Raw genomic sequence first — 26,379 nt, 5'->3', positions numbered from 1 at the left:
TTTTGTTGTTATTAATATTTTGACATACTGGAGGAAAATATAAATACCTAACTTGAAAAAAGTTAGGTAAATCAATGCTTGCGGAATTCCGCAAGCAACTAAAGGTAATAGTTCTAAAGGAGGATTGGCATGGGATATGGGATTAAATTAAAAATATGGGGTGATTATGCTTGCTTTAGCAGGCCAGAGATGAAGGTTGAAAGAGTTAGTTATGATGTTATAACTCCATCAGCAGCAAGAGGAATACTAGAAGCCATATATTGGAAACCTGCTATAAGATGGGTAATTGATGAAGTTAAAATTATAAACCCTATAAAATTTGAGAATATAAAAAGAAATGAATTATCAGGAGTAATATCGTCAAATACAGTAAAAAGAGCGTACTTAGGAAGCAAAGATGTTAATCTTTATCAGAGCACAAAAGATATAGTACAAAGAGGTGCTATGGTATTGAAGGATGTTTGTTATTATATTACTGCTCACTTTGAATTAACAAGTGAAGTTGGAGAATCAGATACAGTTGAAAAACATTATAACATAGCTTTAAGAAGAACTAAAAAAGGTCAATGTTTTCATAGACCATACTTAGGATGTAGGGAGTTTCCAGCTCAATTTCAATTAGCAGATGAAATTCAAGAGGAAAGTTTTTATATAAATTCAGAAAAAGATTTAGGCTATATGTTATGGGATATAGATTTTAAAAATGATTCTCTTCCAATCTTTTTTAGACCTACAATGAAAGACGGAGTTATTAGTATTCCTGATTTGCAAAGAGGTGATAGATAGTGATATTACAAGCTTTATATAAATATTATGATATTTTGGAGGATGAAGGAACTGATGATCTTCCTAAAGAAGGTTTCTCTATGCAGAATGTATCTTTTGCCCTAATTATATCTTCAAATGGAGAACTAAAAGGAATAATGGATTTAAGAGATTCTAATGGTAAAAAGATATTGCCACATGAAATGCTAGTACCAGAGCAAAAAGGACGTAGTGGAAAAAATGCACCATCCTACTTTTTATGCGACAATGCAAAATATGTATTAGGAATAGGTGATAAGGAGGGCTTACCAGCATTTAATAGTTTTAAAGAATTACACAATAAATATTTAGACGGAAATAATCCACTATTGAAATTTATTAATAGTTTTGAGCCTTCAAAAGCATTTGAAAATGAAATTCTTTTAAAATATAAGAATGAACTTGTTAAAAATCCTAACATTGTATTTAAAATTGAAGGGGAAGATGGTTATATACATGATAAAGAGAAACTATTAAAAACATGGAGAGAAGATAGCTCAAAAGAAAATGATGAAATTACCATGCAATGCCTTATTACTGGTAAAATTGAACCAATCGCAAGAACGCATACACCAATTAAAGGAATCAGAAATGCTCAGTCAGCAGGTGCTAGCATTGTATCTTTTAATGATGATAGTTTTTGCTCGTATGGAAAAGATTCGAGTTATAATGCACCAATAAGCAAAAGTGCAATGTTTAAGTACACTACAGTACTTAATTACTTATTAAGAAATCTTAAGAACCGTATGTTTATCGGAGAAGATACAGTTGTATTTTGGGCTGAAAAGAAGGGTATATATGAAGACTTATTAGCAGAATTACTAAATCCAACAACTGAAAAAGAAGAAACAGAAACTGAGACTTCTGATATGGATGCTAGGAATTTAGCTAAAGATATTTTAATTAAATATTCTGAAGGTATTAAGCTTAATAGAGAAAATTATAATATAGATCCAAGTACTACTGTTCACATACTTGGAATTTCTCCTAATAATGCAAGATTAGCTATAGCTTTTTATGAGGAAAATTCTTTTGAGTATTTTACAAGTAGAATAGCAGATCATTATAATAATTTGAAAATTATTGGGAATGAAAAATCAATTCCAATATGGATGATTTTAAATGAAACAGTAATAAAAAATGCAAAAGATAAGAAAATATCACCAGTATTAAGTAAGAGCTTAATGAATTCTATATTTACAGGAAGATTGTATCCAAGCTCCTTATATAATGCAATTATTTCAAGAATTAGAGCAGATAGAGATATAAATTATAAACGTGTTGCAATAATTAAGGCATGTTTAATAAGGAAATATAAATTATCTAAAATAAAGGAGGATATAACAGTGAGTTTAAATGAAAATAGTTCAAGTATTCCATATCAATTAGGAAGACTTTTTGCAGTTTTAGAAAAAGCACAACTAGAAGCAAATGGTATCAACACTATTAAAGATAGATATTTTACAAGTGCATCTGCAACTCCTGCATCAGTTTTTCCAGTGCTTTTGAAGCTATCACTACACCATACTGCTAAAGGAGATAGGACAATATATTTTGAAAAATTGAAAGGTGCTATTTTGCAGATGGTAGATGAATTTCCAAAGCATTTGTCTTTAGATGAACAAGGTGAATTTATATTAGGGTATTATCATCAAACACAATCGTTTTATATAAAAAAGGAGGATAAGTAATTATGAGTAATGTAATAGATAAAAGATATGAATTTGTATTATTTTTCGATGTAGAGAATGGAAATCCTAATGGAGATCCAGATGCAGGTAACATGCCAAGAATAGATCCAGAAACAGGACAAGGAATTGTTACTGATGTTTGTATAAAACGTAAAATTAGAAATTATGTAGAACTCGCAAGAGAAGCAGTAGAAGGATATGAAATTTACGTTAAGGATGGTGCAATTTTAAATTTGAAGCATCAAAGAGCATATGATTATTTAGGCGTTAAAAATACTAATGACAAAGAAAAAAAAGAAGCATCTAAGGATAAAGATTTACAAAAGAAATTAACTAAGTTTATGTGTGATAATTTCTTTGATATAAGGACTTTTGGAGCTGTAATGTCGACTAAAGTTGATTGTGGAACTGTAAGAGGACCAATTCAAATAAATTTTGCAAAGAGTGTTGATCCAATATTTCAACAAGAAGTAACTATAACTAGAGTAGCTGTAACTAATGAAGGAGATTCCAAAGGAAGTGGAATGGGAAGAAAACATATCGTGCCTTATGGTCTTTACAGAGTAGAAGGTTATGTATCAGCAGAGCTTGCAAAGAGAGTTACAGGATTTACAGAAGATGATTTGAATTTATTATGGGAAGCATTAATTAATATGTTTGAGCATGATCATTCAGCAGCAAGAGGAAAAATGGCAACTAGAAAATTAATAGTATTTGAACATGAAACTTCACTTGGAAATGCACCTTCACATATTTTATTTGATAAGGTAAAAGTAAAAAATATAAATAGCCCTTCTAGAAGCATTAATGATTATGAAATAACTATTGATAAAAGCCCTATAGATGGGGTTAAAATAATTGAAAAATTATAATGTTTAAAGAAGAAGACTTATTATCACTTTCAGGGATACAACATTTTTATTTTTGTAAAAGGCAATGGGCATTAATACATGTAGAACAACAATGGGCAGAAAACAGAGCTACTATGGAGGGAAAGTTTATACATGAAAATGCAGATAATCCATTTTTCACTGAAAGTAGAAAAGATACATTTATAAGTAGAGCTATACCTTTAGCTTCATATAACCTTGGGTTTTATGGAATTGCAGATATAGTTGAATTTACAAAAGCTAAAAAAGGCATTGAATTAAAAGATAAGGAAGGGTTATGGTTACCTAATATAGTTGAATATAAAAGGGGTAAACCCAAAGAAGATAAAAGAGATATAGTTCAGTTAGTGCTCGAAGTATTGTGCCTTGAGGAAATGCTAAAATGTACTATATCTTCAGCAGATTTCTTCTATAATGAAACAAAAAGGCGAGTTAAGGTAAAGATAACAGATGAATTAAGAAATGAAGTTATTGATTTATCTCAAAAAATGCATGAAATATATACAAGTAAAGTTACTCCAAAAGCTGAAAGTGGAAAGCATTGTAAAAGTTGCTCTTTAGTAGATATATGTATGCCACGTTTAACAAATAAAAAAGCGAATGTAGCTAATTATATTGAAAAATATTGCAAGTTAGGAGATGATGATGAGTGAGAACACTTTTAAATACCTTATATGTCACAAATCCTGAAGCATATGTTTCACGAGATGGGGAAAATGTTGTAATAAAGATTGATAATAAAGAAGCATTAAGAAGACCTATACACATATTAGAAAACATTGTTTGCTTTAATTATGTAGGAATAAGTCCAGGACTTATGAAACTTTGTGTAGATAACAATGTTGGCGTATCTTTCTTAAATGAATATGGAAGGTTTATGGCAAGAGTATCTGGAAAAGTAAAAGGAAATGTCCTATTAAGGAGAACTCAGTATAGATATGCAGATGAAATCGAAAAGTCGTTAGAAATATCTAAAAATTGTATAACTGGAAAGCTTGTTAATTGCAGAAATGTAGTTAGTAGATCCATAAGAGATCATGAGGATGTGGTTGATAGTGATAAAATGAGATTTGTTTTAGAAAAGCTATCAGTTTCATTAGAAAATGTAAAAAATGCTACTAACATTGATGAGTTAAGAGGTATTGAAGGAGAAGCAGCTAGAAATTACTTTTCAATATTTGATAACTTTATTTTAAAACAAAAGGAGGACTTTTATTTTACTGAAAGAAGCAAGAGACCTCCTATGGATAATCTTAATGCTTTAATATCTTTTGCATATACACTACTCGCGAATGACATGGAGAGTGCATTAGAAACGGTAGGATTAGATCCTTATGTTGGATTTATGCATACAGATAGGCCAGGGCGAATAAGTTTAGCGTTAGATATGATTGAAGAACTTAGACCTTATATTGCTGAAAGATTTGTGATTTCATTAATTAATAAAAAACAAATTTCACCTAAAGGATTTATTAAAAAGGAAAGTGGTGGAATTATAATGGATAAAGATACGAAGAGCATATTTCTTACTGCTTGGCAAAAGAGAAAACAAGAAGTTATAACACATCCATTTTTAAATGAAAAGATAGAAATTGGATTGATTCCATATGTGCAAGCAATGCTATTAGCAAGGTATTTAAGAAATGACATTGATAGTTATCCGCCATTTTTCATGAGATAAGAAGGTGAAATATTTATGATGGTTTTAGTAACTTATGATGTGAATACTGAGAGTGATGGAGGGAAAACTAGACTTAGAAGGGTAGCTAAGATATGTGTTAATCATGGACAAAGAGTTCAAAATTCTGTATTTGAATGTTTAATTGATCCAGCTCAATTTGTGGAACTAAAAAATTCATTAACTAAAGTTATAGATTCTGATAGAGATAGTTTAAGATTCTACCTACTAGGGAAAAATTGGGAAAATAGAGTAGAGCAACTTGGTAAAAATAACACATATCATCCATTAGATGATGCAATAATAATTTAGTTTGCGAATCATAAGCAAACATAAAAAGCTGGAGGTTTCGCAGGTAAATATCTAAATAACAATAGTCAATTTTACAAATTTTATCAAGTAAACATCAGGATTCCAAGTGTTTTTAAACAGAATTAAAAATATTATAATATTTTTATGATTTTTATTATGATTTATTAAAAAAGTGCAGTCGCATCCTTCACGGGTGCGTGGATTGAAATACTTAATATCTTAATACTTGGTGTGGTGTTGCCCGTCGCATCCTTCACGGGTGCGTGGATTGAAATAAAATCATATTTACTTTTTAATTGAATATCTTTAGGTCGCATCCTTCACGGGTGCGTGGATTGAAATTAAAACTAACAGTATCACGAGTAAGAATATCTAAAGTCGCATCCTTCACGGGTGCGTGGATTGAAATTTTTAACATTAGATAAATAACCCACAATAAAACCTGTCGCATCCTTCACGGGTGCGTGGATTGAAATTAAAGATTTTAAAATATCAAGATTACCAGGAAATGTCGCATCCTTCACGGGTGCGTGGATTGAAATTACTGTTAATGATGGTTATGTTTGTAAATATATTGCGTCGCATCCTTCACGGGTGCGTGGATTGAAATAAACTATGCGTAAATTTTATTTTCAAGGTAAGGATTGTCGCATCCTTCACGGGTGCGTGGATTGAAATTCTTGTTGCCGGTGGTGTTATGTTGGATTCTACTGGTCGCATCCTTCACGGGTGCGTGGATTGAAATTTGGTATTAAAGAAACACCTATCATAATTCCCATGTCGCATCCTTCACGGGTGCGTGGATTGAAATATCAAAGACATACTTGCTATATATTTATCTAACATGTCGCATCCTTCACGGGTGCGTGGATTGAAATCAAGACAAAAACGATAATTCAACTGCAACAAAAGTAGTCGCATCCTTCACGGGTGCGTGGATTGAAATTAATAATCTTTTTGTTTTTACTGTAAAATAAACAAGTCGCATCCTTCACGGGTGCGTGGATTGAAATAGGATTAGCATTAGGTACTTCCATATCTCTTTCCAGTCGCATCCTTCACGGGTGCGTGGATTGAAATTTCATTAACTGGAATGTTATCTTCACTTAATTTGGTCGCATCCTTCACGGGTGCGTGGATTGAAATTATTGGTATCTGTATCGTTTGCTTTTTGTTGCTCCGTCGCATCCTTCACGGGTGCGTGGATTGAAATTGTAATCTCCATTACTTATTAAACAATACTGTTAGTCGCATCCTTCACGGGTGCGTGGATTGAAATTTTACAAGTAATAATTTGCTTGTTATAATTTACTTGGTCGCATCCTTCACGGGTGCGTGGATTGAAATCTGGTGGTATTTTGGATTTAATGGATTTTTTACGTCGCATCCTTCACGGGTGCGTGGATTGAAATTAAAGATTTTAAAATATCAAGATTACCAGGAAATTGTCGCATCCTTCACGGGTGCGTGGATTGAAATAATAATAAATGAATAATCCATATCCATAATAAAACGTCGCATCCTTCACGGGTGCGTGGATTGAAATATCTTTTAACGACATTGCTCTTAACTCCTTTATTGTCGCATCCTTCACGGGTGCGTGGATTGAAATTAAAAATAATGGTAAAGATGCTTGCGGTTATCTTCGTCGCATCCTTCACGGGTGCGTGGATTGAAATTTGTGTTAAACCACTTTTAATTCTTTCATCTTTTAGTCGCATCCTTCACGGGTGCGTGGATTGAAATACTGCAACAAAAGTACTAACAACAGTTGCAAAAAGTCGCATCCTTCACGGGTGCGTGGATTGAAATTGTAGATTAAGCCCCATCGCTCCCGCTTGGTATTGGTCGCATCCTTCACGGGTGCGTGGATTGAAATTACAATAAGCCAAATCGAAAGCGGTAAACGTGCAAGTCGCATCCTTCACGGGTGCGTGGATTGAAATTAATGGATATATAAAAATGTTAATCAATGCTGATGTCGCATCCTTCACGGGTGCGTGGATTGAAATTAAATCTAAATTTGAGGAACAAGAATTGAAATTTCGTCGCATCCTTCACGGGTGCGTGGATTGAAATTGCAAATGGGATTGGAATTACAGGAACTATTGGAAGGTCGCATCCTTCACGGGTGCGTGGATTGAAATATATTATTTGTCTAACCCCTTAGCCTTTCCGATTGTCGCATCCTTCACGGGTGCGTGGATTGAAATTCTTAGTTCGATTAATTTTTTAGTATTCATTTCTATCGTCGCATCCTTCACGGGTGCGTGGATTGAAATATTTCAAAGTTATTACAAATATTGTCTCAAGATTGTCGCATCCTTCACGGGTGCGTGGATTGAAATTTCCGTAAGAACAGCACCACCAACAATAATAGGAATGTCGCATCCTTCACGGGTGCGTGGATTGAAATAATACTTGTTAAATCCTCTATACTTGTATATTCTGGTCGCATCCTTCACGGGTGCGTGGATTGAAATATACATATTAAATCACCTCTTTAGTTATATTTTCAGTCGCATCCTTCACGGGTGCGTGGATTGAAATTGTAATGCAATAGATCCTAATATACCAATTACATCGTCGCATCCTTCACGGGTGCGTGGATTGAAATTCCAATGAGAGGTAAAGAATGGACTAACAGAATGTGTCGCATCCTTCACGGGTGCGTGGATTGAAATCAAATAGACCAAGGGAGAAGGCTTAAGATGAAGAGTCGCATCCTTCACGGGTGCGTGGATTGAAATTCCTAATATCTCGATAGGAAAATCTTGAAAACTTAGTCGCATCCTTCACGGGTGCGTGGATTGAAATTTATCATACCCCAATCTTTTAAAACTATCTGATAACGTCGCATCCTTCACGGGTGCGTGGATTGAAATTAAAATGGCTGAAATAGGCACAAATATAGTTGCTGTCGCATCCTTCACGGGTGCGTGGATTGAAATTTAAGAACAAACCATAAAAAACCAATCCAAATACGTCGCATCCTTCACGGGTGCGTGGATTGAAATTAGATACTAATAGCAACTTCAACACTCCGTGTCTCATAAGTACCCCCAGCAGGTTGTGCATAAATCAAACTTTTTGTATAGAATAACGATTGTAACTAAATCTTACAGTTGTTATTTTATATATGTAACATATTAAATTAGAAATTAGTAGCTTTAGGGACTGTAATATCCCCTTAACTCCTAGAATCTTTATGACTCTTTTTAAATTGTAACTAAAAAAGGTAATACTAATTTCACCCCTTACTTTGCTAAAACCTCTTAACAGTAAATGGTAAAAATTCATACTTCTTTTTAATGTCCCGAAAGGATGTTCAACCAATGCTTGACGCTGCGAATATTTGACTTGATTATTTTTAACTCTATTATTTACAATTTCCGCAAATTGCTCCATTTCGGTACGAGTTATTGTTCTTCCTATAGATGAAGTTGTACATTTAGATTTATTTTTGCAGTGTTGACAAGCTTCAGAATTACAATATCTTCTTGAGTTACTTTTTGTTTTTTTATTAATACATTCTAATATTTTTCCTTCTGGACAAATATATATATCTTTATTATTATCATATCTAAATCTATCTAAAAAATATCTAGAGTCACCAATGCTATTAGAATATCTAGGCTTAGATACATATGAAATAATCTTTTCTTGTTCACATTTTTTAAAATCCTTAGTATCAAAATAACCTTTGTCAGCAAGCACTTCAATAGTTTCACACTCAAATATATCTTTAGCTTTTTTGCTCATATTGTATAACTGACCTTGGTCGGCGGAATTATTTATTACTTCAAATGTAGCTATTAATTTATTCTTGGAATCTACTACTGATTGAACATTATATCCTACATCCGTACCTTGATTTGCACCAAATTTTACAGTTTTGGCGTCAGGGTCTGTAAGATTGATTTCATTAGTATCATTTTTAATAAGAGTATTTTCTAAGTTATCATAATAGGCTACTTTTTCTTCTAATCTTTTAATAGATTCAACTATTTTATCTTTATCGATATCTTTTGAGGTTATTTCATCATCATTATTATCATTTATATCTATATCATGAAGATATTCTAGTATTTTACTTTGAGCCAATTCTTTCATTTTTGCTAATTTATTTTTACTGTAATGTTTTCTTTTCGAAGCGGAAGCTTCTAATTTTGTACCATCTACAGCTATAAGCTCTCTCCCATACAAATCCAATTCAATACAATAGTTAACAAATGATTTAAAAACAGCTTCAAATGCATCTGAATTATCTTTTCTAAAGTCTGCAATAACTCTATATTTAGGAGCAAGTCCTTTAACCAACCAAATTACTTCTTTATTAATAGCACATTGTTTAGCTAATTTACGTGAAGATCTTATCCCATTAAAATATCCATAGATATACAATTTAAGAATATCTCTCGGGTTAAACTTAGGTCGACCTACGGTATCGTTTTTTCCAATATTGAAACCTAATGATTCTATATCCATAACGTCAACAATTTTATCTATAACTCTTACTTCATTATTTTCATTTACATAACTATCAATCGATTCAATTTTTATTTGAGTTCTATCTTCACCAATAATGTAATTCATAATCATTGCTCCTAATATTAATTTTCTAGTAATATAAAAATTATACTATATAATTTACATTTTCGCACAACCTGCCAGGGAGAACAAAAATTTCCAAGTACAAGCAACCTAAAAGATTTAAAGAAACACTTTTATCAAGGTAAATAGTTTGTTTGCCAAAATCCCCTGGGAGTTTTAAATTACAAATGATAAGAGATCAAGCTTAATTTCAATTACTGAAAAAGGTAAGAATAATGTAGTAACTACCAATTAGAAATTATAATCTAACTAATTGGTGGTTTTGGGATGAATATAATTTTTATTTAATCATAAAAACATATATTATTTTTCATTGGTTTTATCTAAATTTCTATTGTTGTATTATTCATTTAAATTTCTTTAGCTTCAGTATATATCTGTTTCAAGTTCGGAAATTCTTCCCTCACAAAGGGGTCAGTGCCTTGTGAAAATTTAACCGGTACAAGTTACGTAATTTAATAGATATAAAAAATGTCAAAAATTTTAGCCTAAAGTAGAAAATATATCTAAATAGAGTTCTACTTAATGTTTTTTATAGCAACTTAAATACTTCGTTTTTCCGCAACATCCTAAGGAAAATATCAATTTAAAAAATACGTTTAAAGAGTGATGCTCCAAATCTTTTGTTTTTGATATAATGAACTTCTCAATGCTTTAAATAATTAGCAATTTGGTTATTAATGCGTCTAATTCTGAATTATACTCCAGATCAAGCAAATTTTCAGTGATTGTAATATAATTACAGTTACTACTTTGTAAATAACTATGTATTATTTGAGTTTCATCTATCTCATCTTTATTAACTTCTATAGGAGAGCTAATACTAGTTTTAAAGTAGTGAACAATATTTATCTTTATAATTTCATTTAGTTGTTTAACATTAATATCTTTTATATTATGATTAGACCACAAAAAGCTGACAAATATCATCCAATTAGAATTTAATGATATAATAGCATTATAAAATTAAACGTATGAGGAGAATTACTATGTTTTGCAAAAATGACCTTCAACAAACTTCATTATTTGAACCAATCAACCAAATGCCAAAATACCTTCAAGATATTTTAAATAAAAGTTGGGCTAAGGCATTTAAGGATCATATTTTTCCGCGAATAAATGAGGAGCGTTTTTCGGTTTTATATAGCAATAAAGCCTCAAGGCCTAATTCACCTATTAATGTTATTCTTGGCTTACTAATTATAAAAGAAATATTTCAGCAGACTGATGAAGAGCTTATCGGCTCTATTCATTTCGATGTAAGATATCAATATGCTTTAAATACAACTAATTATGAAACACAACCAGTATCTATAAATACTCTAACAAATTTTAGAAACAGACTTGTTGAATATGAAGCGTCAACTAATGAAGACTTAATAAAAGCTGAAGTTGAAGCTTTATCCGAAAGCATTGCTAAGTATTTATCTGTTGATAATAAAAAAGTTAGAGTGGATTCGTTAATGGTTAGTTCATCATGCAAAAAATTAAGTAGAATTGAGCTAGTATATTCTATAAATAGCAGACTTATTAAAGCTCTAAATATAATAAATCCACCTATTATAAGTGATGAACTAAAACCGTACCTTGAAAAGGGGCATAAAAATGACACTATATATAGAACTCAAGATTTAAAGGCTGATTCAAAACTTTCAATTTTAATCGAACATTCTAAAATTCTATACAATATCGCTCTGAAAGCTGGAGATATAGTTACTTCAACAGAAGAGTTTCAACTTTTAAATAGAGTTATTCAGGACCAAACTACAGAAGATGCTGCAAAAAATTTAGTTATTAAAGATTCAAAAGATATAACTTCAACTAGTTTACAAAATCCAACTGACAAAGATGCAACCTACAGAAAAAAATATGGTGGTAACGTTGGTTATGTTGTTAATATACAAGAATCATTTAATGATAAAAACAGTGTTATAACAGGCTATGACCTTAAGCAAAATATTCACAGCGATTCAAAATTTGCTGATGATGTTATTGCTAATTTAGCTTCACAAAATAAAAATTCAAACTGTAAACTACTAGTTGATGGTGCTTACTATGAACAAGAAAAAGCCAAAAATGCTTTAAAACAAGGAATTGAAATGATTCCAAGTCAACTAGTTGGCAGAAAAGTATCTACTGATAAACTGAGTTATTCAAAATTCATTGTAGATGACGAAAAAAATGTAATAAGTTGTTGTCCTAACGGAGTCGAACCTGTAGAGTCTTATTATAGTTCAAAATCTTATACAGCCAAATTTGACTCCAGTACATGTGAAAAATGTCCTTTAAATTCACAATGTCCAAAGAAAATATCAAAGAAATTTAATACCATAAGAGTTAGCGAAAAAGCTTATAATACAGCTACTCAAAGAGAAAAAATGCACGAGAGTGAGTATATAAAGCTTGCAAATAAAAGGGCTGGTATAGAAGGTATTCCTTCTGTTTTGAGGAGAAGATATAAAATTGATACCATGCCTATCCGGGGATTATTGCGCTCAAAATTATGGGTTGGATTTAAAATCGCAGCCTATAACTTCAAGAAACTGTTAAAACAGTTTCTTGAAAGTGGCATAGAGTGTTTTCTCAATATAATTGCATGTATAGTTGCTGTAATAATTAACTGTTTTAAATTATATTTTTTAGAATTTGAAGCAAAGCTGTCAAACTAATCACGATACTTTATAGTTTTTGTGGTTTAATCATTTTATAAGTTTGGGAAAAAATAACGTTGTTTTTCTTAATAAGAAAAAGTTTTATTAAATGTTCATTTAGTGATTCAATCATAGCTATATTTTTATTTTCTTCTGCAAATTTCAAAATTTTTCTATTGTTTTCAAGATAGGTTACTGAAGCTATATAGTCTCTATATTTTGCGGCAGTTTCAAAGTCAAATTCTTCGGAGGCTATAAGCATCTTTTCTTCTATTTCTTTGAGTACAGTATTATCAGTACCATCAAGTAAGACTATGACTTTGTGAATGATATTTTCATACTGCTTAGTTGTAGTTGCGGCTTTTAAGCACATACCAATACACAAGTCTAAGGAGTAGCTCAGACATGAAGTACCATTGTTATGATTACAATTGCAATTTATTTTATAAAAATCCTTTATGCATTGAATAGCTTTTTCTGTAGCATTCTTGTTTGTATATGGGCCAAAATAAAGAGTATGTTCCTTTTCACTATCAGTGCTAGAAGTTTCTATACTAGGATATTTTTCTCCTAATTCAATCTTTATATATGTATAAGATAGTGGATTTTTCATTAGCCTATTGTATCTAGGTTTTAGATCTCTTATTAGCGCACATTCTAGCATAAAAGCTTCAAATTCTGTGTCAGTAGTAATATATTCAAAATCCTTTAAATTTTTTATGAGTTTTTCAACCTTTGGAGTACGAGATTTTATATTCTGAAAATAAGACCCAACTCTATTTCTTAAGTTCTTTGATTTTCCTACATAAATGATGCCACCAAGGGAATCCTTCATAAGATACACGCCTGGAACTGATGGGAGAGCTCTTACCTTTTCCTTTAAATCCACGTTTATTCCTTCTTTCGTATAACATAAAAATAGTATTCTCATTAATGAGAATACTATTTTTATATGATAACTTATAGGAAAGAAAAAGTCTATAAAGTCATTCTTTACTGTACTTAAAGATATTAAATTCTTTAATGTTCCTTCGTAAGAAGAAAAGGTAGCAATATAGGTTTACATTATTAAAGGTAAGTTTGAAGTTCAAGGCGTAAAAAACATTGATAAAAGAATACAGGATTTTTGTAATACCGTTAATGGAATTAATACCGTCCCCTTAAAAACGTAATGTTCTAAAATAAGGCTAGTTTAGTATTAATATTAAGCTAGTTTGTTTATTTTTACAGTTTTTGTTTATTAAATAACATATATTGATGTTAAAATAAACGTATATAAAGAGGAAGGGAAGGTTATATATGAGAAGTATAAAAATCAAAATATTATTACCACTTTTTTTAATGATTATATTTTTTGTAGGTTTTATGATAATTCAGTTTATTTACACGAATAATAATTTGAAATTGGTAAAAGAAATGAATACAAAATATTTTTCTACTATTTCCAAAACTGATAAATTAAAACTTGATGTTGTAGAGGTTCAACAATGGCTTACGGACATAAGTGCAACAAGAGCAGCAAAAGGATTTGATGATGGATTTGATAAGGCTGAAACGTATGCACAAGATGTAAAAGTTGTTATAGAAGAGCTTAAACAAATAAATCCTGAAAGTACAGGGGAAATAGAAAAAATAGAAAAAAGTTTTAATCCATATTATGAAACGGGCAAAACAATGGCTAGAGCATATATTGATGGGGGCCCTGATAAAGGTAATTTATCTATGGAAGAATTTGATAGTACTGCTGAAGTAATTAACAGTGAAGTTGATAACTTTAAGATTTTAGCTTCTCAAAATATTGATTTTTCTATAAGAAATATAGAAAAATCAATAACAAATACAATAATTTTAATAGTAGTATCTATTTTAGGTGTAATAATATTATCTATAATAGCATGGATTTATGTTACAAAGAATATTGTTAATCCAATAACTTTAATTTTGTCAAAATTAAAAGATATGGCAAGTAGTGAAGGAGATTTAACAAAGCATATTGATTTTGTTAGTAAAGATGAAATTGGTGAACTTGCAAAAAACTTTAACTTAATGCAAAATTCATTTAGAGAAATAATTAGTGTTATTATTGATGAATCTGGAAATGTTGAAAATAAAGTTAAGAGAACAAATGAAAATATTAATCAGTTATATTTATTAATTGAAGATGTTTCCTCTACAACAGAAGAATTATCTAGTGGCATGGAAGAAACAGCAGCATCGACAGAAGAAATGAGTGTAGCAAATTCCCAAATTGAGTTAGAAATAGAATCAATTGCAGAAAAGGCAAAGAACGAAGCTGAAAAATCATCAGAAATTAAAGATAGAGCAAATGATCTTAAAAATAAAGCTGTTTATTCTAAAGAAACAGCAAAGCAAATTAATAACGAAACACAGGACAAGCTTCTAGAAGCTATTGAAAAATCTAAAGAAGTAGAGAAAATAAGTGTTTTATCTGAAGCTATTTTACAAATTGCATCTCAAACTAATTTACTAGCATTAAATGCAGCCATAGAAGCTGCAAGAGCAGGGGAGGCTGGAAAAGGTTTTTCAGTGGTAGCAGAAGAAATTAGAAAACTTGCAGAAGACTCAAAAAATACTGTATCAGAAATAAAAAATATTAACAATGTAGTTGTAGGTACAGTAAAAAACTTAGTGGCTACATCAGAAGATATAATTGAGTTCATAAACACTCAAGTTATAAGTGATTACGAAATGATTGTTAATACTGGAGAGCAGTATAATAATGATGCAATTATGATTAACAATATGACAACTGACTTTAGTGAAAAATCCAATAAAATAATGACTTCAATGGTTACAGTCGTAGAATCCGTAAATCAAATAACTAATGCAAATAACGAATCGGCAAATGGAACAAATAATATTGCTGAAAAGTTGAATGCTATATCTGAAAAATCTGATAATGTGGTGAAATTGATAAAAGAAGTTAACACTAGTACAAATAAATTAGTTGGAATGGTTAATAATTTTAAAGTATAACAAGTTTGCAATAGGTGAAATATCTAGCTAGTGCTTGCCCCTGACAATCACTGGGCATCTGGGGTGTTTGCTACGATATTTAGAGAAACGTTGCTTAGAGAAGGTGGTTTAAAGACTGCAAAGAAGCTTATAAGTAAGAATAGTGGAACTGATGGTTTTGTTAGGTTATGGGAAAGTCATAGATTAGATTTGTCAGTTGAAGTTTGGGTGTTAAAGAATAAATATAAAGAGATCTTTACTGATGAAGAAAGAAAAATGTGTAGAGATAGGCTTAAGGAATATGGATATAGAGAATAATTGAAATTGATAGATAAAAGAATATAAGTAGTGATAAATCATTAATATGGTTCCTACTCAAACAATAGACAGGCTGTGTGTCTGTATGTAGAAACCAATATGTATGAAAACTATATAAATATATTAAAATAAATTTAATTGCATTTATGACACCCAGTTAATTTACCACTTTCATTTATCGAACCGCCATTAATTACTTTGCTTCTTAGTAAAGTTCTGCAATTTTGCATCTTATGGTAATGTTGCCCTTGTGGCGTCCAATATACAATTTCTTCATCTGGCATATTATTTTCTTTTATCATATTTAAAGATTCTGAACTAAATTCTTTTTTCAAATCATTTGCTACATTTTTGTTCTTGCATTCTATTAGCTTATTTTCATCGCTTTTAGAATTTTCTTGGACTTGTATATTATTTTCTTTGAATATACCTAGTGGCAAGTTCTGAATTGTTGTTACTACTATTCTACGTCTCAAAAGGCCTGTTGCATAAAGTAAAAATATAACTCCAAGTATTACTGTTAGTAAAAGTAATATCATTAAAGAATCTCTTATCATTTGATTTTCTCCTTGCTAAAACACTGTTGCTTAATTAATTAAATATAATATAAGATTATATAACTATCTCCAAGTTTATATTATATTTCATTTATATAAACTTGGGTATAGTTATTTAGTTATTTTTAAATTTATAGGAATAAAAACTGTTCCGTTTTTTGTTAGCAAGCGCGCCTAAGGCGTGCAAATACCTCTGAGGTCCAAAAATTAAAATGGAGATGTAAATTGTGGAAATATATGAAGTGATTAGCAACTTAAATACTTCGTTTTTCAGCAACATCCTAAGGAAAATATCAATTTAAAAAATACGTTTAAAGAGTGATGCTCCAAATCTTTTGTTTTTGATATAATGAACTTCTCAATGCCTTAAATAATTAGCAATTTGGCTATTAATGCATCTAATTCTGAATTATATTCCAGATCAAGCAAATTTTCAGAAATTGTAATATAATTACAACTACTACTTTGTAAATAACTATGTATTATTTGAATTTCATCTATCTCATCTTTATTAACTTCTATAGGAGAGCTAATACTAGTTTTAAAGTAGTGAATAATACTTATTTTTATAATTTCATTTAGTTGTTTAACATTAATACCTTTTATATTATAAGTTTGGGAAAAAATAACGTTGTTTTTATTAATAAGAAAAAGCTTTATTAAATGTTCATTTAGTGATTCAATCATAACTATATTTTTATTTTCTTCTGCAAATTTTAAAAATTTTCGATTATTTGCAAGATAGGTTACTGAAGCTATATAGTCTCTGTATTTTGCGGCAGTTTCAAAGTCAAATTCTTCGGAGGCTATAAGCATCTTTTCTTCTATTTCTTTGAGTACAGTATTATCAGTACCATCAAGTAAGACTATGACTTTGTGAATGATATTTTCATACTGCTTAGTTGTAGTTGCGGCTTTTAAGCACATACCAATACACAAGTCTAAGGAGTAGCTCAGACATGAAGTACCATTGTTATGATTACAATTGCAATTTATTTTATAAAAATCCTTTATGCATTGAATAGCTTTTTCTGTAGCATTCTTGTTTGTATATGGGCCAAAATAAAGAGTATGTTCCTTTTCACTATCAGTGCTAGAAGTTTCTATACTAGGATATTTTTCTCCTAATTCAATCTTTATATATGTATAAGATAGTGGATTTTTCATTAGCCTATTGTATCTAGGTTTTAGATCTCTTATTAGCGCACATTCTAGCATAAAAGCTTCAAATTCTGTGTCAGTAGTAATATATTCAAAATCCTTTAAATTTTTTATGAGTTTTTCAACCTTTGGAGTACGCGATTTTATATTCTGAAAATAAGAACCAACTCTATTTTTTAAGTTCTTTGATTTTCCTACATAAATGATGCCACCAAGGGAATCCTTCATAAGATACACGCCTGGAACTGATGGGAGAACTCGTACCTTTTCCTTTAAATCCACGTTTATTCCTTCTTTCGTATAACACAAAAATAGTATTCTCATTAATGAGAATACTATTTTTATATGATAACTTATAGGAAAGAAAAAGTCTATAAAGTCATTCTTTACTGTACTTAAAGATATTAAATTCTTTAATGTTCCTTCGTAAGAAGAAAAGGCAGCAATAGAGGTTTACATTTATCTATCCGTTAATTTTTTTACTCTTACTTTGTTCCTAATTCTAGCTATCGGATAAAAACGATATTTTTATTATCTGATGCTTTTGGGCTGTATATATAACCAAGTCTGTTAAAGTTTTTTATATCTGATATATTCTCAATCTTTTCCTCAGCCATGTACCGGACTATCTCACCTCTAGCCATTTTTGCTAAGGTTCCTTTGGTTATAATTTTACCGTCCTTATATTCACCAAAGGTAATAGATATGAACTGTACTTGATCGTTAAGATACTTTTCAATGCATTTACTATACTCTTTGGATGCAAGATTCAATACTATATCTGTATCCTCATATAATTTTTGGTATAAGCTATCGCCCCAATAATCATATAAATTACTATATCCTGAAAGTTTGACTGCAGATTGCATTTCAAGCCGGTAAGGCACTACACCGTCAAGTGGCTTAAGTAATCCATAAAAGCCAGAAAGAATATATAAATGGTTTTGAATATAGTCCCATTGTTCAATATCAAATACATTTGGAGCCATATAATTATATTGAATTCCTTCATATGCCAATATTGCGGGCGTGAGCCTTTCTGTAATTCTCATATTAAAAAAGTATTCAAAACTTGTATTGGCAATTTTGTCATTGCATTTCCATAAATTTTTAGCTTCCTCATAACTTAGGCCTTGCATATAGCTCATTAAAAATTTAGTTTTATCTAAAAAACATGGCATATTATGTATCTCAAATTCTGTATTTATATTCATTTTTTTAGCTGGTGATACAATAATTTTTAACATACTTCCTCCAGATAATAAATAAGTTTGTCCATCCATTTCTTATGTAGTCGCAATTATTACTTTACACGCCATTGCTTGATATCCTAGTTAATTAAAAATGATATTCAGCAATTATTTGATTACTCTTGTAGTATATCATACCTGATATTCAATATCCATTAATAGTAAAAGAGTCAACACGTAATAACAAAAAACAGATTATACGCTTACAGTTTATTTTAGTTATAGTGGACATAATGTGTATGATTAAGCAACATATATATAAATATAACATATTATATTATGACAAGAATTATTTTACTAATGATATTAGGAGTGATGTTTATGTATGATTTCAAAAATATTACACCAACAAATGGATTCGACTTTAATGATTTAAATAACGCAAGACAAAATAATTATGCATGGTCTATGGCAGAATTAGATGATTATATTTATGTAGGTACTGGACGTAATGTTGCACTAACTGCGCTACAATCTATTGCACCTGGAATTAATCCACCTTCTTTATTAGAACCAATTCCACAGGTCAATCTAGCTGAAATTTGGAGATATAAGAAAGATGGAAGTCTTCCATGGAATAGAGTTTATAAGGCTAAAGATACAACAACTATGGTAGGCTTTAGATTCATGATTTCTTATGAGCCAGCTGGTGGAAGTTCAGCTATTTTTGCTTCTTCATTTGGAACTGCTGTTAAAGTTTTAAAATCAACTAACGGATGTAATTGGTTTGAGATGAACCTTGGAACTTTAGAAGGTACTTCTTCAAGATCAATGGTTGTTTTTAATAATAAATTATATATAGCTACTGTAAATGATCAGGATTTAGGAGAAGGTGATCCATTACTTTATAGCAGCAAAGATCCAGAATATTTTCCATGGAAAAAAGTAATAGATACAAATATTCCAGGTCTTGATCCTAATAAAAATCCAAAGGGTGCTATTTATAATATGGCTGTATTCAATAATAGACTTTATGTTGCAACAAGTGGCTCTGATGGTGCAGAAGTATGGAGAACTAATGGTAAAGAGCCAAAAGTAAATGAATGGACACTTATTGTAGACAAAGGTTTTGGTGATTCTGCAAATGAAATTGTTCTAAGTATAGGTGTATTTAAAGAACATCTATATGTAAGTGGAACTAAGCCATTACCATTAGCGTGGGCTATTCCTTTTGGCTGCGACATCATTCGAATTGATAAAAGAGATAATTGGGAATTAGTTGTTGGTGGTAGACCGTTAATTCCATCTAATCCTTCTAAAGGAAGTAGAGGAGAAAGCATATCAGGACTTGGATCAGGATTCAATAATCCTTTCAATGTATATGCATGGCAAATACAGGAATATGAAGGTAAATTATTAATATCAACCTTTGATGATTCAAGTAATATGGAGGTTATATTAGATACTCTACTTGGAAATAGAGCTGCTATTGAAGCTAGAATTACTGCACCTATTACTGAAATAATAATTAATATTTATGCAGCAATTGTTAGAATTTTAGCTGAAGTTAAATATCCAATTGGTTTTGATTTATATGAATCTGGAAATGGTAGAACCTTTAAGCGACTAATAAAATCAGGTTTAAATAATCCTAATAATTATGGTGGAAGAATATTATTTGTGGATAGTGAAGATAAATTATATATTGGGACTGCAAACCCATTCGAAGGTTGTGAAGTTTGGAATGGTAGGAATAAAGAAGATGATTACTGCTATTATAATGATAAAAAAGATAATAATATGGCAGAGAGTCATATTAAGGATTTCAAAGGAATCTTATACGCAAGTGAAGAAATAGAAAAACATTTTGAAGTTTTAAAAGATAATTTACCTGTTATCCGCGAATTTTTATCAAAGGAAAATAACCAACTAATATTAAAAAAATTAGGTCTATAGAAACATTAATGCTTAGAATTTCAGAAGTACTCTTAGAGCAATATAATTAACTTAGTATTTTTCCAGAGGGACTGTTGCATAACCAATTTTTTAGTTGTGCAATATCCTCTTTTTAATTTAATTAGAAAGCAAATCATATTTTTATGCCAAGAACTAGATGAAAAAATGGCTAGAAATTTAGGACATGAATTATCTGCATTAAATGACGTTGAAAAAGATGAATTTGAGAAATATAGAAAAACCACTATGGAAATTATTAGGAAGCCATCAACGTTGAAAAATATAAAAGGATGGTTATGGAAAAATTATAGTTATTATCGAAAAAATAAAGATATAAAACTTGATATAGTAAAAGAACCTACAGATTTAAGATCAAATACAATTTTAGCTGAAGAACTAATTAAACTTGAAAATAAATTATACCTAGAAGGGCACTCATTTGGTTCAAGTCCAATTCTTTTTAGAGGAAGAGGCTAATAAATAAGTTGGTACGTGAAGAAAATATGGGGAAATATATAAAAATTACAATAAAAAATAAAGGAAAATGTTATAAAGTGTAGAATATATAAATTATAATCATAATTATGAAAGGATGTGCTCAATATGAAAAAAATAAAGATTTTAGTTCCATTAGATACTACTGAGAGAAGCACCCATTCTATTAATTGGATAAAAAAATACTTTGATAAAAATGATATTGAAATTACACTAATGAATGTAAGAGAGATAATTGTAGCTGAGGACTTAATAATGCCAGTTAACATGTGGGATATAAGAGAAGAAAGTAACTTAGCTTTAGATGAAGCATCAGTGGGATTAGAAGGATATACAGTTCAAAAGTTTGCTACTTTTGGATACGCTTCAGATCAGATATTAAAAAAGGCAGAAGAAGACAATTATGACATGATAATAATGACAAAGTCTAGAAAAAAAGGACTAGTTAGAATGGTTGGATCTGTAACAAGCAAAGTTATTAAAAATTCTAAAGCAACTGTAATAGTTCTTCCTGAATAGTAAAAGGAATATTTGAATATAAAAAATAACCAAGTAGATTTTTACTTGGTTATTTTTGATAAGGTAAAACCCCTCGACACTGTGTCGAGGGGTTTTATGTAGATTCGATGCTTGATATTTTAAATATACTGATTTTTATTTAGTGGGATTTCAATATACTACAGCTAAAGTATGTGTTTTGATTTTAACTTATTAATGCTTTGTTTAACTAAATCAATTGCTTCGGACGCACTCTGTCCCTTATGCTTTATTTCCTTATCACCTATTCTTGCAATTGCCTTATATGGGTATTGATTTTCATTATTTTGTATTACGATTATTTCATGATCTCCATATTTCTCCATAAAGCATACCACCTTTATATATTTTATTATATTATATCATACTCTGAATATTTTGAATATTCTATTTTTAAAAATAGTCCATTCCTGATGCAAATAATAGAATGAAGGCTTTGATTAATGACGAAATATAAAGTAGAATTTTTAAAATCTGCAATAGATTATTTAGAAGAAAAACTTTTCTGAACTCGGAAGACTGGTTCCAAACAAAAAATTAAGAGAATATGGTTTTAGATTTATATATATCAGCTAAGTTTTTCTTTTCGCCTTCGGAAATGTATTTTACCCGAATTCATGTTCTGGTATCATATTATTAACATGAGTTTTGCCTTCCAATGAGTCAAATCCACTTAATAAGTATATTCTAGATATATAGATAACTAGATATATATAATATAGGAAAATTAAAAAAGAGAATCAAATTTATTTTGTGATAATGAAAAATTAAAATATTAATAGAAGGAATAAAAGAATTGTGATAAAATACATCTAAAGATTAAATGACAATATTTAAATATAATTTAAACAAAAGGATGAAGGTTACGATGGAAAAAAAAATAAAAATAGTACATCCAGTTTATCAACAAATTGCTGCAGATATTGCTTCAAAAATAGCAAATGGAGATTATATAGTAGGGGAAAAGATATATACACGTTCAGTACTAGCTAGTCAGTATGGAGTTTCATCAGAAACAGCTAGGAGAGCCATTTGCATATTAGCAGATGTAGATATTGTAGATATAACTAAAGGAAGCGGCGTGGTTATAAAATCTAATGAAAATGCAATTAAATTTGTTAAACAATATGATAATATTAAAACAGTTAATGATTTAAGAAATAACATATTAAATAGTTTAGAACGTCAGAAACAAGAAAATGACTATTTGAAAGAACAATTACTTGAATTAATTAATAAAACAGAAAGATTTAAATCTATAAATCCGTTTATACCATTTGAAATACGAATATCTAAAGAAACGCCATACGTAGATAAAACAGTAGCTGAAATTAATTTTTGGCATAACACATCTGCAACAATTATATGTATTAAAAGAAATGAGTGTCTTGAAATGTCACCAGGACCATATGCAGTCTTACGGGAAAACGATATTTTCTATTTTATAGGAGATGAAAGCTGTTACGATCGCGTAAATAAATATTTATATCCATAATATATAAATATAATAGAGCATAATATATCTATTTAGATGGGAATAGATATATTATGCTCTATATTTCTATTTTCGAGGTGCATTAATATTGTTAAATAACGTAGAAATATAAGAATAACTATCGTTGAGATGAGTTTGACAAAGTGACAACTTAATAGTAAAATGAAGTTGTCACTAAAAAACTATCAAAAGTAACAACTTGTATAAAAAAATAAGTTGTCAATAAAATGAGGAGGGATTTTAATGATAGAATTCAGAAATGTACGGAAAGATTTTAAAAACAAAATTGTATTAAAAAATGTATCTTTTAATATAAATAGAGGAGAATTAGTTGCAATTATAGGGGCAAGTGGATGTGGAAAGACAACAACTTTAAAAATGATAAATCGTCTTATAAAACCATCATCTGGTCAAATTTTGATTAATGGAGATGACATTACTTCTAGGGATATAATTAAATTAAGACGTAATATAGGTTACGTAATTCAACAAACTGGATTATTTCCACATATGACTGTTAAGGAAAATATTGAAATAATACCTAAAGTAGAGAAGATGAAAGCAGAAACTATTACAAAGAAAACTTATGAGCTTATGGATATGGTTGGCTTAAATAGTGAAGAATTTTTGGATCGTTATCCAACTGAATTAAGTGGAGGACAACAACAAAGAATTGGAGTTGCAAGAGCATTTGCAACAGATCCTGAGATAATTCTAATGGATGAACCGTTTAGTGCACTTGATCCAATAACACGTATACAACTTCAGGATGAGTTAATTGATTTACAAGACAAATTTAAGAAGACTATTGTATTTGTAACTCATGATATGGATGAAGCAATAAAAATAGCAGATAAGATTTGCATAATGGATCAAGGTGAAATTATTCAATATGATATTCCAGAAAATATTCTTAAAAATCCATTGAATGATTTTGTAAGTGAGTTTATTGGCAAAAATAGAATATGGTCTTCACCAGAATTTATAAAAGCCAAGGATATTATGATAGATCATCCAGTTACTTGCTTGAAAAATGCATTATTATTAAGATGTGTAGAGAAAATGAGAAGCTCAAAAGTTGATAGTTTAATGGTAATTGATAAATCAAATCATCTTTTAGGAATTGTTACAGCAAAACAAATACAAAATAGAGTGGATAGAAATATATCAGTTGAGGAAATAATGAATAAGGAATTCATTAAAGTAAGTGAAGATAATACAATAATAGATATTCTTGAAATTGTTAAAGAAAATAAGATATCTCAAGTGCCTGTTCTTGATAATGATGGATTATTACAAGGGATAATTACAAAAAGTAGTTTAGTTACAACACTTAGTGAACAATTTTTAGATACTGAGGAGGTGGAGTAGAATGAATGAATTTTTTAATTATTTATACGGAGCAAAAGATCAAATAGTTATATTATTATTTGAACATATAAAACTGACTGCGTTATCAGTAGGAATAGCCATTCTAATTGGTATTCCGTTGGGAATACTTATAAGTTATATTAAAAAATTGAATACGCCAGTTTTAGGGATAGCTAGTGTTATTCAAGCAATTCCAAGTATGGCATTACTAGGTTTTGCAATACCATTTTTAGGAATAGGGACAACCCCTGCTATTGTAATGGTAGTCTTATATTCACTTTTACCAATTATAAAAAACACAACAACAGGAATTAACAGTATAAATGCGCAAACATTAGAATCAGCAAGAGGTATAGGTCTTACTAAGTTTCAAGTTTTAACTAAAGTACAAATTCCGTTAGCATTACCAGTTATAATGTCAGGAATTAGAATTTCTGCAGTTACAGCAGTAGGTCTTATGACAATGGCAGCATTTATTGGCGGTGGAGGACTAGGATATTTAGTCTTCTCTGGAATAAGAACCGTTAATACCAACCAAATTTTAGGTGGAGCAATTCCATCTTGTATATTAGCATTATTAGTAGATTTTTTATTTGGGGTAGTTGAAAAATTAGTTACTCCAATTAGCTTACAAAAAAGTAATAACAAAAGTTCAGCATCAAAGATCAAAACAAGAAAAATTCAAAAAGGAATTTTGGCTGTTACAGCTTGCGTAATAGTTGCAATATTTATGTTTACTGGATTGTCAAAAAGGATTACTAATGAGAAAACAATTACTATTGCTAGTAAGGACTTTACCGAGCAAGAAATTCTAGGAAATATTTTATCAGAGCTTATTGAACTTAAAACTGATATTTCGGTAAATCGTAAATTTGCATTAGGTGGTACTCAAGTTATATTTTCAGCATTAAAAAGCGGTGATGTTGATATGTATGTAAGTTATAGTGGTACAGCTTATGGAGATGTATTGAAGTATCCACCAATATCTGATGTAGAAGAAGTTTATAATACAGTAAAAAAAGATTATAAAGATAAGTTTAATGTAGAAGTATTAAAACAAATGAATTTTAATAATACGTATACTTTAGCTGTAACAAAAGAAACAGCTGAAAAATACAATTTAAAAACAATAAGTGATGTTGCTAAAGTTTCCAATGGATTGACGGCAACTACAACATTAGAGTTTCTAAATAGAGAAGATGGATTAATTGGATTATCTAAAAAATATAATTTGAATTTCAAAGATAAAATTGGAATAGACGGAACTCCAAGATATTCAGCTTTAATGAACAAGGAAAGTGATATTATAGATGCATTCTCAACAGATGGATTATTAAAAAAATATGATTTAACTGTTTTAAAAGATGATAAGCACTTTTTTCCACCATATTATGCTATTCCTATTGTACGTTCTGAAATATTAGAGAAATATCCAGAAATAAAACCACTGGTTGAAGAAGTAGGAGATTTAATAAATGATGACGTAATGAGTGAACTGAACTATGAAGTGGATGAATTAAAAAAAGACCCTAAGGATGTTGCTATTGAATTTCTAACTAAAGAAGGTTTGTTATAGAATATTAATCAAAATAAAAGGAGCCTTTGGAGTATATAAAACTTCAGAGATTCCTTTTTTTATTATATAGGAAATAGCTTCCGGAACTTTCTGCAGATAACGTTTAT

Annotated in this window: 19 protein-coding genes, 3 pseudogenes and 1 CRISPR repeat array; of the genes and pseudogenes, 15 read left to right on the top strand and 7 right to left on the bottom strand. The window is 30.0% G+C overall.

Going from position 1 to position 26,379, the window contains the following annotated elements; translation table 11 throughout:
• Nucleotides 1-129 precede the first annotated feature (129 nt).
• Genes cas5c through cas2 form a run of 6 tightly spaced genes read left to right on the top strand, consistent with a single transcriptional unit; the run spans nt 130 to nt 5,375 of the window.
• The gene (gene cas5c, locus DIC82_14385) at nt 130-786 is read left to right on the top strand and encodes a type I-C CRISPR-associated protein Cas5 (protein AWK52122.1); all 657 of its coding nucleotides are present in this window, start codon (nt 130-132) and stop codon (nt 784-786) included.
• Nucleotides 783-2,495 (top strand): type I-C CRISPR-associated protein Cas8c/Csd1, encoded by a 1,713-nt coding sequence (gene cas8c, locus DIC82_14380; protein AWK52121.1) that lies wholly within the window; start codon nt 783-785, stop codon nt 2,493-2,495. Before cas5c ends, cas8c begins: the two co-directional genes overlap by 4 nt.
• Nucleotides 2,496-2,497: 2 nt before the next feature.
• The gene (gene cas7c / locus DIC82_14375) at nt 2,498-3,367 is read left to right on the top strand and encodes a type I-C CRISPR-associated protein Cas7/Csd2 (GenBank protein ID AWK52120.1); all 870 of its coding nucleotides are present in this window, start codon (nt 2,498-2,500) and stop codon (nt 3,365-3,367) included.
• Complete coding sequence (gene cas4 / locus DIC82_14370) at nt 3,364-4,038, top strand: CRISPR-associated protein Cas4 (GenBank protein AWK52119.1); 675 nt, start codon at nt 3,364-3,366, stop codon at nt 4,036-4,038. The genes cas7c and cas4 overlap by 4 nt, the downstream gene beginning before the upstream one ends.
• Nucleotides 4,035-5,066, top strand: coding sequence for a subtype I-C CRISPR-associated endonuclease Cas1 (locus tag DIC82_14365; protein ID AWK52118.1), 1,032 nt, complete (start codon nt 4,035-4,037; stop codon nt 5,064-5,066). The genes cas4 and DIC82_14365 overlap by 4 nt, the downstream gene beginning before the upstream one ends.
• A gap of 15 nt (nt 5,067-5,081) precedes the next feature.
• Nucleotides 5,082-5,375: a CRISPR-associated endonuclease Cas2 gene (gene cas2 / locus DIC82_14360; protein AWK52117.1), complete on the top strand. Its 294-nt coding sequence runs from the start codon at nt 5,082-5,084 to the stop codon at nt 5,373-5,375.
• A gap of 177 nt (nt 5,376-5,552) precedes the next feature.
• Nucleotides 5,553-8,392: a CRISPR direct-repeat array (repeat unit 32 nt; unit sequence GTCGCATCCTTCACGGGTGCGTGGATTGAAAT).
• A 64-nt stretch (nt 8,393-8,456) separates the two neighbouring features.
• Here the strand turns inward: cas2 and DIC82_14355 are convergent.
• Nucleotides 8,457-9,977, bottom strand: a complete 1,521-nt coding sequence (locus DIC82_14355) for an IS1182 family transposase (protein AWK52116.1) — start codon at nt 9,975-9,977, stop codon at nt 8,457-8,459.
• 666 nt (nt 9,978-10,643) lie between these two features.
• Nucleotides 10,644-10,889, bottom strand: a pseudogene (locus DIC82_14350) (DNA helicase UvrC).
• 74 nt (nt 10,890-10,963) lie between these two features.
• Between DIC82_14350 and DIC82_14345 the strand changes: the two are divergent.
• The gene (locus tag DIC82_14345) at nt 10,964-12,658 is read left to right on the top strand and encodes a DDE transposase (GenBank protein AWK52115.1); all 1,695 of its coding nucleotides are present in this window, start codon (nt 10,964-10,966) and stop codon (nt 12,656-12,658) included.
• Nucleotides 12,659-12,671: 13 nt separating this feature from the next.
• Here the strand turns inward: DIC82_14345 and DIC82_14340 are convergent.
• Nucleotides 12,672-13,529, bottom strand: a pseudogene (locus DIC82_14340) (DNA helicase UvrC).
• Nucleotides 13,530-13,939: 410 nt separating this feature from the next.
• Between DIC82_14340 and DIC82_14335 the strand changes: the two are divergent.
• Both DIC82_14335 and DIC82_14330 read left to right on the top strand, forming a co-directional pair.
• A complete protein-coding gene (locus DIC82_14335) occupies nt 13,940-15,637 on the top strand; it encodes a methyl-accepting chemotaxis protein (GenBank protein ID AWK52114.1) in 1,698 nt (565 codons plus the stop codon).
• Nucleotides 15,638-15,667: 30 nt separating this feature from the next.
• Entirely contained in the window at nt 15,668-15,934 is a 267-nt protein-coding gene (locus DIC82_14330) for a hypothetical protein (GenBank protein ID AWK52113.1), read from the top strand.
• Nucleotides 15,935-16,068: 134 nt separating this feature from the next.
• Here DIC82_14330 and DIC82_14325 read toward each other — a convergent pair whose 3' ends face one another.
• From DIC82_14325 to DIC82_14315, 3 genes are all read right to left on the bottom strand, one after another.
• Nucleotides 16,069-16,491, bottom strand: a complete 423-nt coding sequence (locus DIC82_14325; GenBank protein AWK52112.1) for a hypothetical protein — start codon at nt 16,489-16,491, stop codon at nt 16,069-16,071.
• A gap of 366 nt (nt 16,492-16,857) precedes the next feature.
• Nucleotides 16,858-17,934 (bottom strand): DNA helicase UvrC, encoded by a 1,077-nt coding sequence (locus DIC82_14320; protein ID AWK52111.1) that lies wholly within the window; start codon nt 17,932-17,934, stop codon nt 16,858-16,860.
• Between the two features lie 224 nt (nt 17,935-18,158).
• Nucleotides 18,159-18,899, bottom strand: coding sequence for a peroxide stress protein YaaA (locus DIC82_14315; GenBank protein AWK52110.1), 741 nt, complete (start codon nt 18,897-18,899; stop codon nt 18,159-18,161).
• Nucleotides 18,900-19,223: 324 nt separating this feature from the next.
• Here DIC82_14315 and DIC82_14310 point away from each other — a divergent pair, with 324 nt between their 5' ends.
• The 3 genes and pseudogenes from DIC82_14310 (at nt 19,224) to DIC82_14300 (ending at nt 21,812) form a co-directional block, all read left to right on the top strand.
• Nucleotides 19,224-20,798, top strand: coding sequence for a hypothetical protein (locus DIC82_14310; protein AWK52109.1), 1,575 nt, complete (start codon nt 19,224-19,226; stop codon nt 20,796-20,798).
• 108 nt (nt 20,799-20,906) lie between these two features.
• Nucleotides 20,907-21,275, top strand: a pseudogene (locus tag DIC82_14305) (DUF523 domain-containing protein).
• A gap of 126 nt (nt 21,276-21,401) precedes the next feature.
• Nucleotides 21,402-21,812 carry a universal stress protein gene (locus DIC82_14300; protein AWK52108.1) on the top strand — a complete coding sequence of 137 codons (411 nt, stop codon included), beginning with the start codon at nt 21,402-21,404 and terminating at the stop codon, nt 21,810-21,812.
• Between the two features lie 164 nt (nt 21,813-21,976).
• Here DIC82_14300 and DIC82_14295 read toward each other — a convergent pair whose 3' ends face one another.
• The gene (locus DIC82_14295; protein AWK52107.1) at nt 21,977-22,156 is read right to left on the bottom strand and encodes a hypothetical protein; all 180 of its coding nucleotides are present in this window, start codon (nt 22,154-22,156) and stop codon (nt 21,977-21,979) included.
• Between the two features lie 542 nt (nt 22,157-22,698).
• Here DIC82_14295 and DIC82_14290 point away from each other — a divergent pair.
• From DIC82_14290 to DIC82_14280, 3 genes are all read left to right on the top strand, one after another.
• Nucleotides 22,699-23,325 carry a GntR family transcriptional regulator gene (locus DIC82_14290; protein ID AWK52106.1) on the top strand — a complete coding sequence of 209 codons (627 nt, stop codon included), beginning with the start codon at nt 22,699-22,701 and terminating at the stop codon, nt 23,323-23,325.
• Nucleotides 23,326-23,568: 243 nt separating this feature from the next.
• Nucleotides 23,569-24,696 (top strand): proline/glycine betaine ABC transporter ATP-binding protein, encoded by a 1,128-nt coding sequence (locus DIC82_14285; protein ID AWK52105.1) that lies wholly within the window; start codon nt 23,569-23,571, stop codon nt 24,694-24,696.
• Between the two features lies 1 nt (nt 24,697).
• A complete protein-coding gene (locus DIC82_14280) occupies nt 24,698-26,272 on the top strand; it encodes an ABC transporter permease (protein ID AWK52104.1) in 1,575 nt (524 codons plus the stop codon).
• Nucleotides 26,273-26,379: the final 107 nt, after the last annotated feature.

Source organism: Clostridium beijerinckii (assembly GCA_003129525.1).
Lineage (GTDB): Bacteria > Bacillota > Clostridia > Clostridiales > Clostridiaceae > Clostridium > Clostridium beijerinckii_D.
This window is presented reverse-complemented; position numbering and strand designations above follow the sequence as displayed.

Coding starts and splice junctions, on each gene's coding strand:
- DIC82_14285 (AWK52105.1), top strand. CDS start 23,569: ATGATAGAATTCAGAAATGTACGGAAAGATTTTAAAAACAAAATTGTA.
- DIC82_14325 (AWK52112.1), bottom strand. CDS start 16,491: ATGATAAGAGATTCTTTAATGATATTACTTTTACTAACAGTAATACTT.
- cas2 (AWK52117.1), top strand. CDS start 5,082: ATGATGGTTTTAGTAACTTATGATGTGAATACTGAGAGTGATGGAGGG.
- DIC82_14310 (AWK52109.1), top strand. CDS start 19,224: ATGTATGATTTCAAAAATATTACACCAACAAATGGATTCGACTTTAAT.
- DIC82_14355 (AWK52116.1), bottom strand. CDS start 9,977: ATGATTATGAATTACATTATTGGTGAAGATAGAACTCAAATAAAAATT.
- DIC82_14335 (AWK52114.1), top strand. CDS start 13,940: ATGAGAAGTATAAAAATCAAAATATTATTACCACTTTTTTTAATGATT.
- DIC82_14345 (AWK52115.1), top strand. CDS start 10,964: ATGAGGAGAATTACTATGTTTTGCAAAAATGACCTTCAACAAACTTCA.
- DIC82_14280 (AWK52104.1), top strand. CDS start 24,698: ATGAATGAATTTTTTAATTATTTATACGGAGCAAAAGATCAAATAGTT.
- cas5c (AWK52122.1), top strand. CDS start 130: ATGGGATATGGGATTAAATTAAAAATATGGGGTGATTATGCTTGCTTT.
- DIC82_14300 (AWK52108.1), top strand. CDS start 21,402: ATGAAAAAAATAAAGATTTTAGTTCCATTAGATACTACTGAGAGAAGC.
- DIC82_14315 (AWK52110.1), bottom strand. CDS start 18,899: ATGTTAAAAATTATTGTATCACCAGCTAAAAAAATGAATATAAATACA.
- cas7c (AWK52120.1), top strand. CDS start 2,498: ATGAGTAATGTAATAGATAAAAGATATGAATTTGTATTATTTTTCGAT.
- DIC82_14295 (AWK52107.1), bottom strand. CDS start 22,156: ATGGAGAAATATGGAGATCATGAAATAATCGTAATACAAAATAATGAA.
- DIC82_14290 (AWK52106.1), top strand. CDS start 22,699: ATGGAAAAAAAAATAAAAATAGTACATCCAGTTTATCAACAAATTGCT.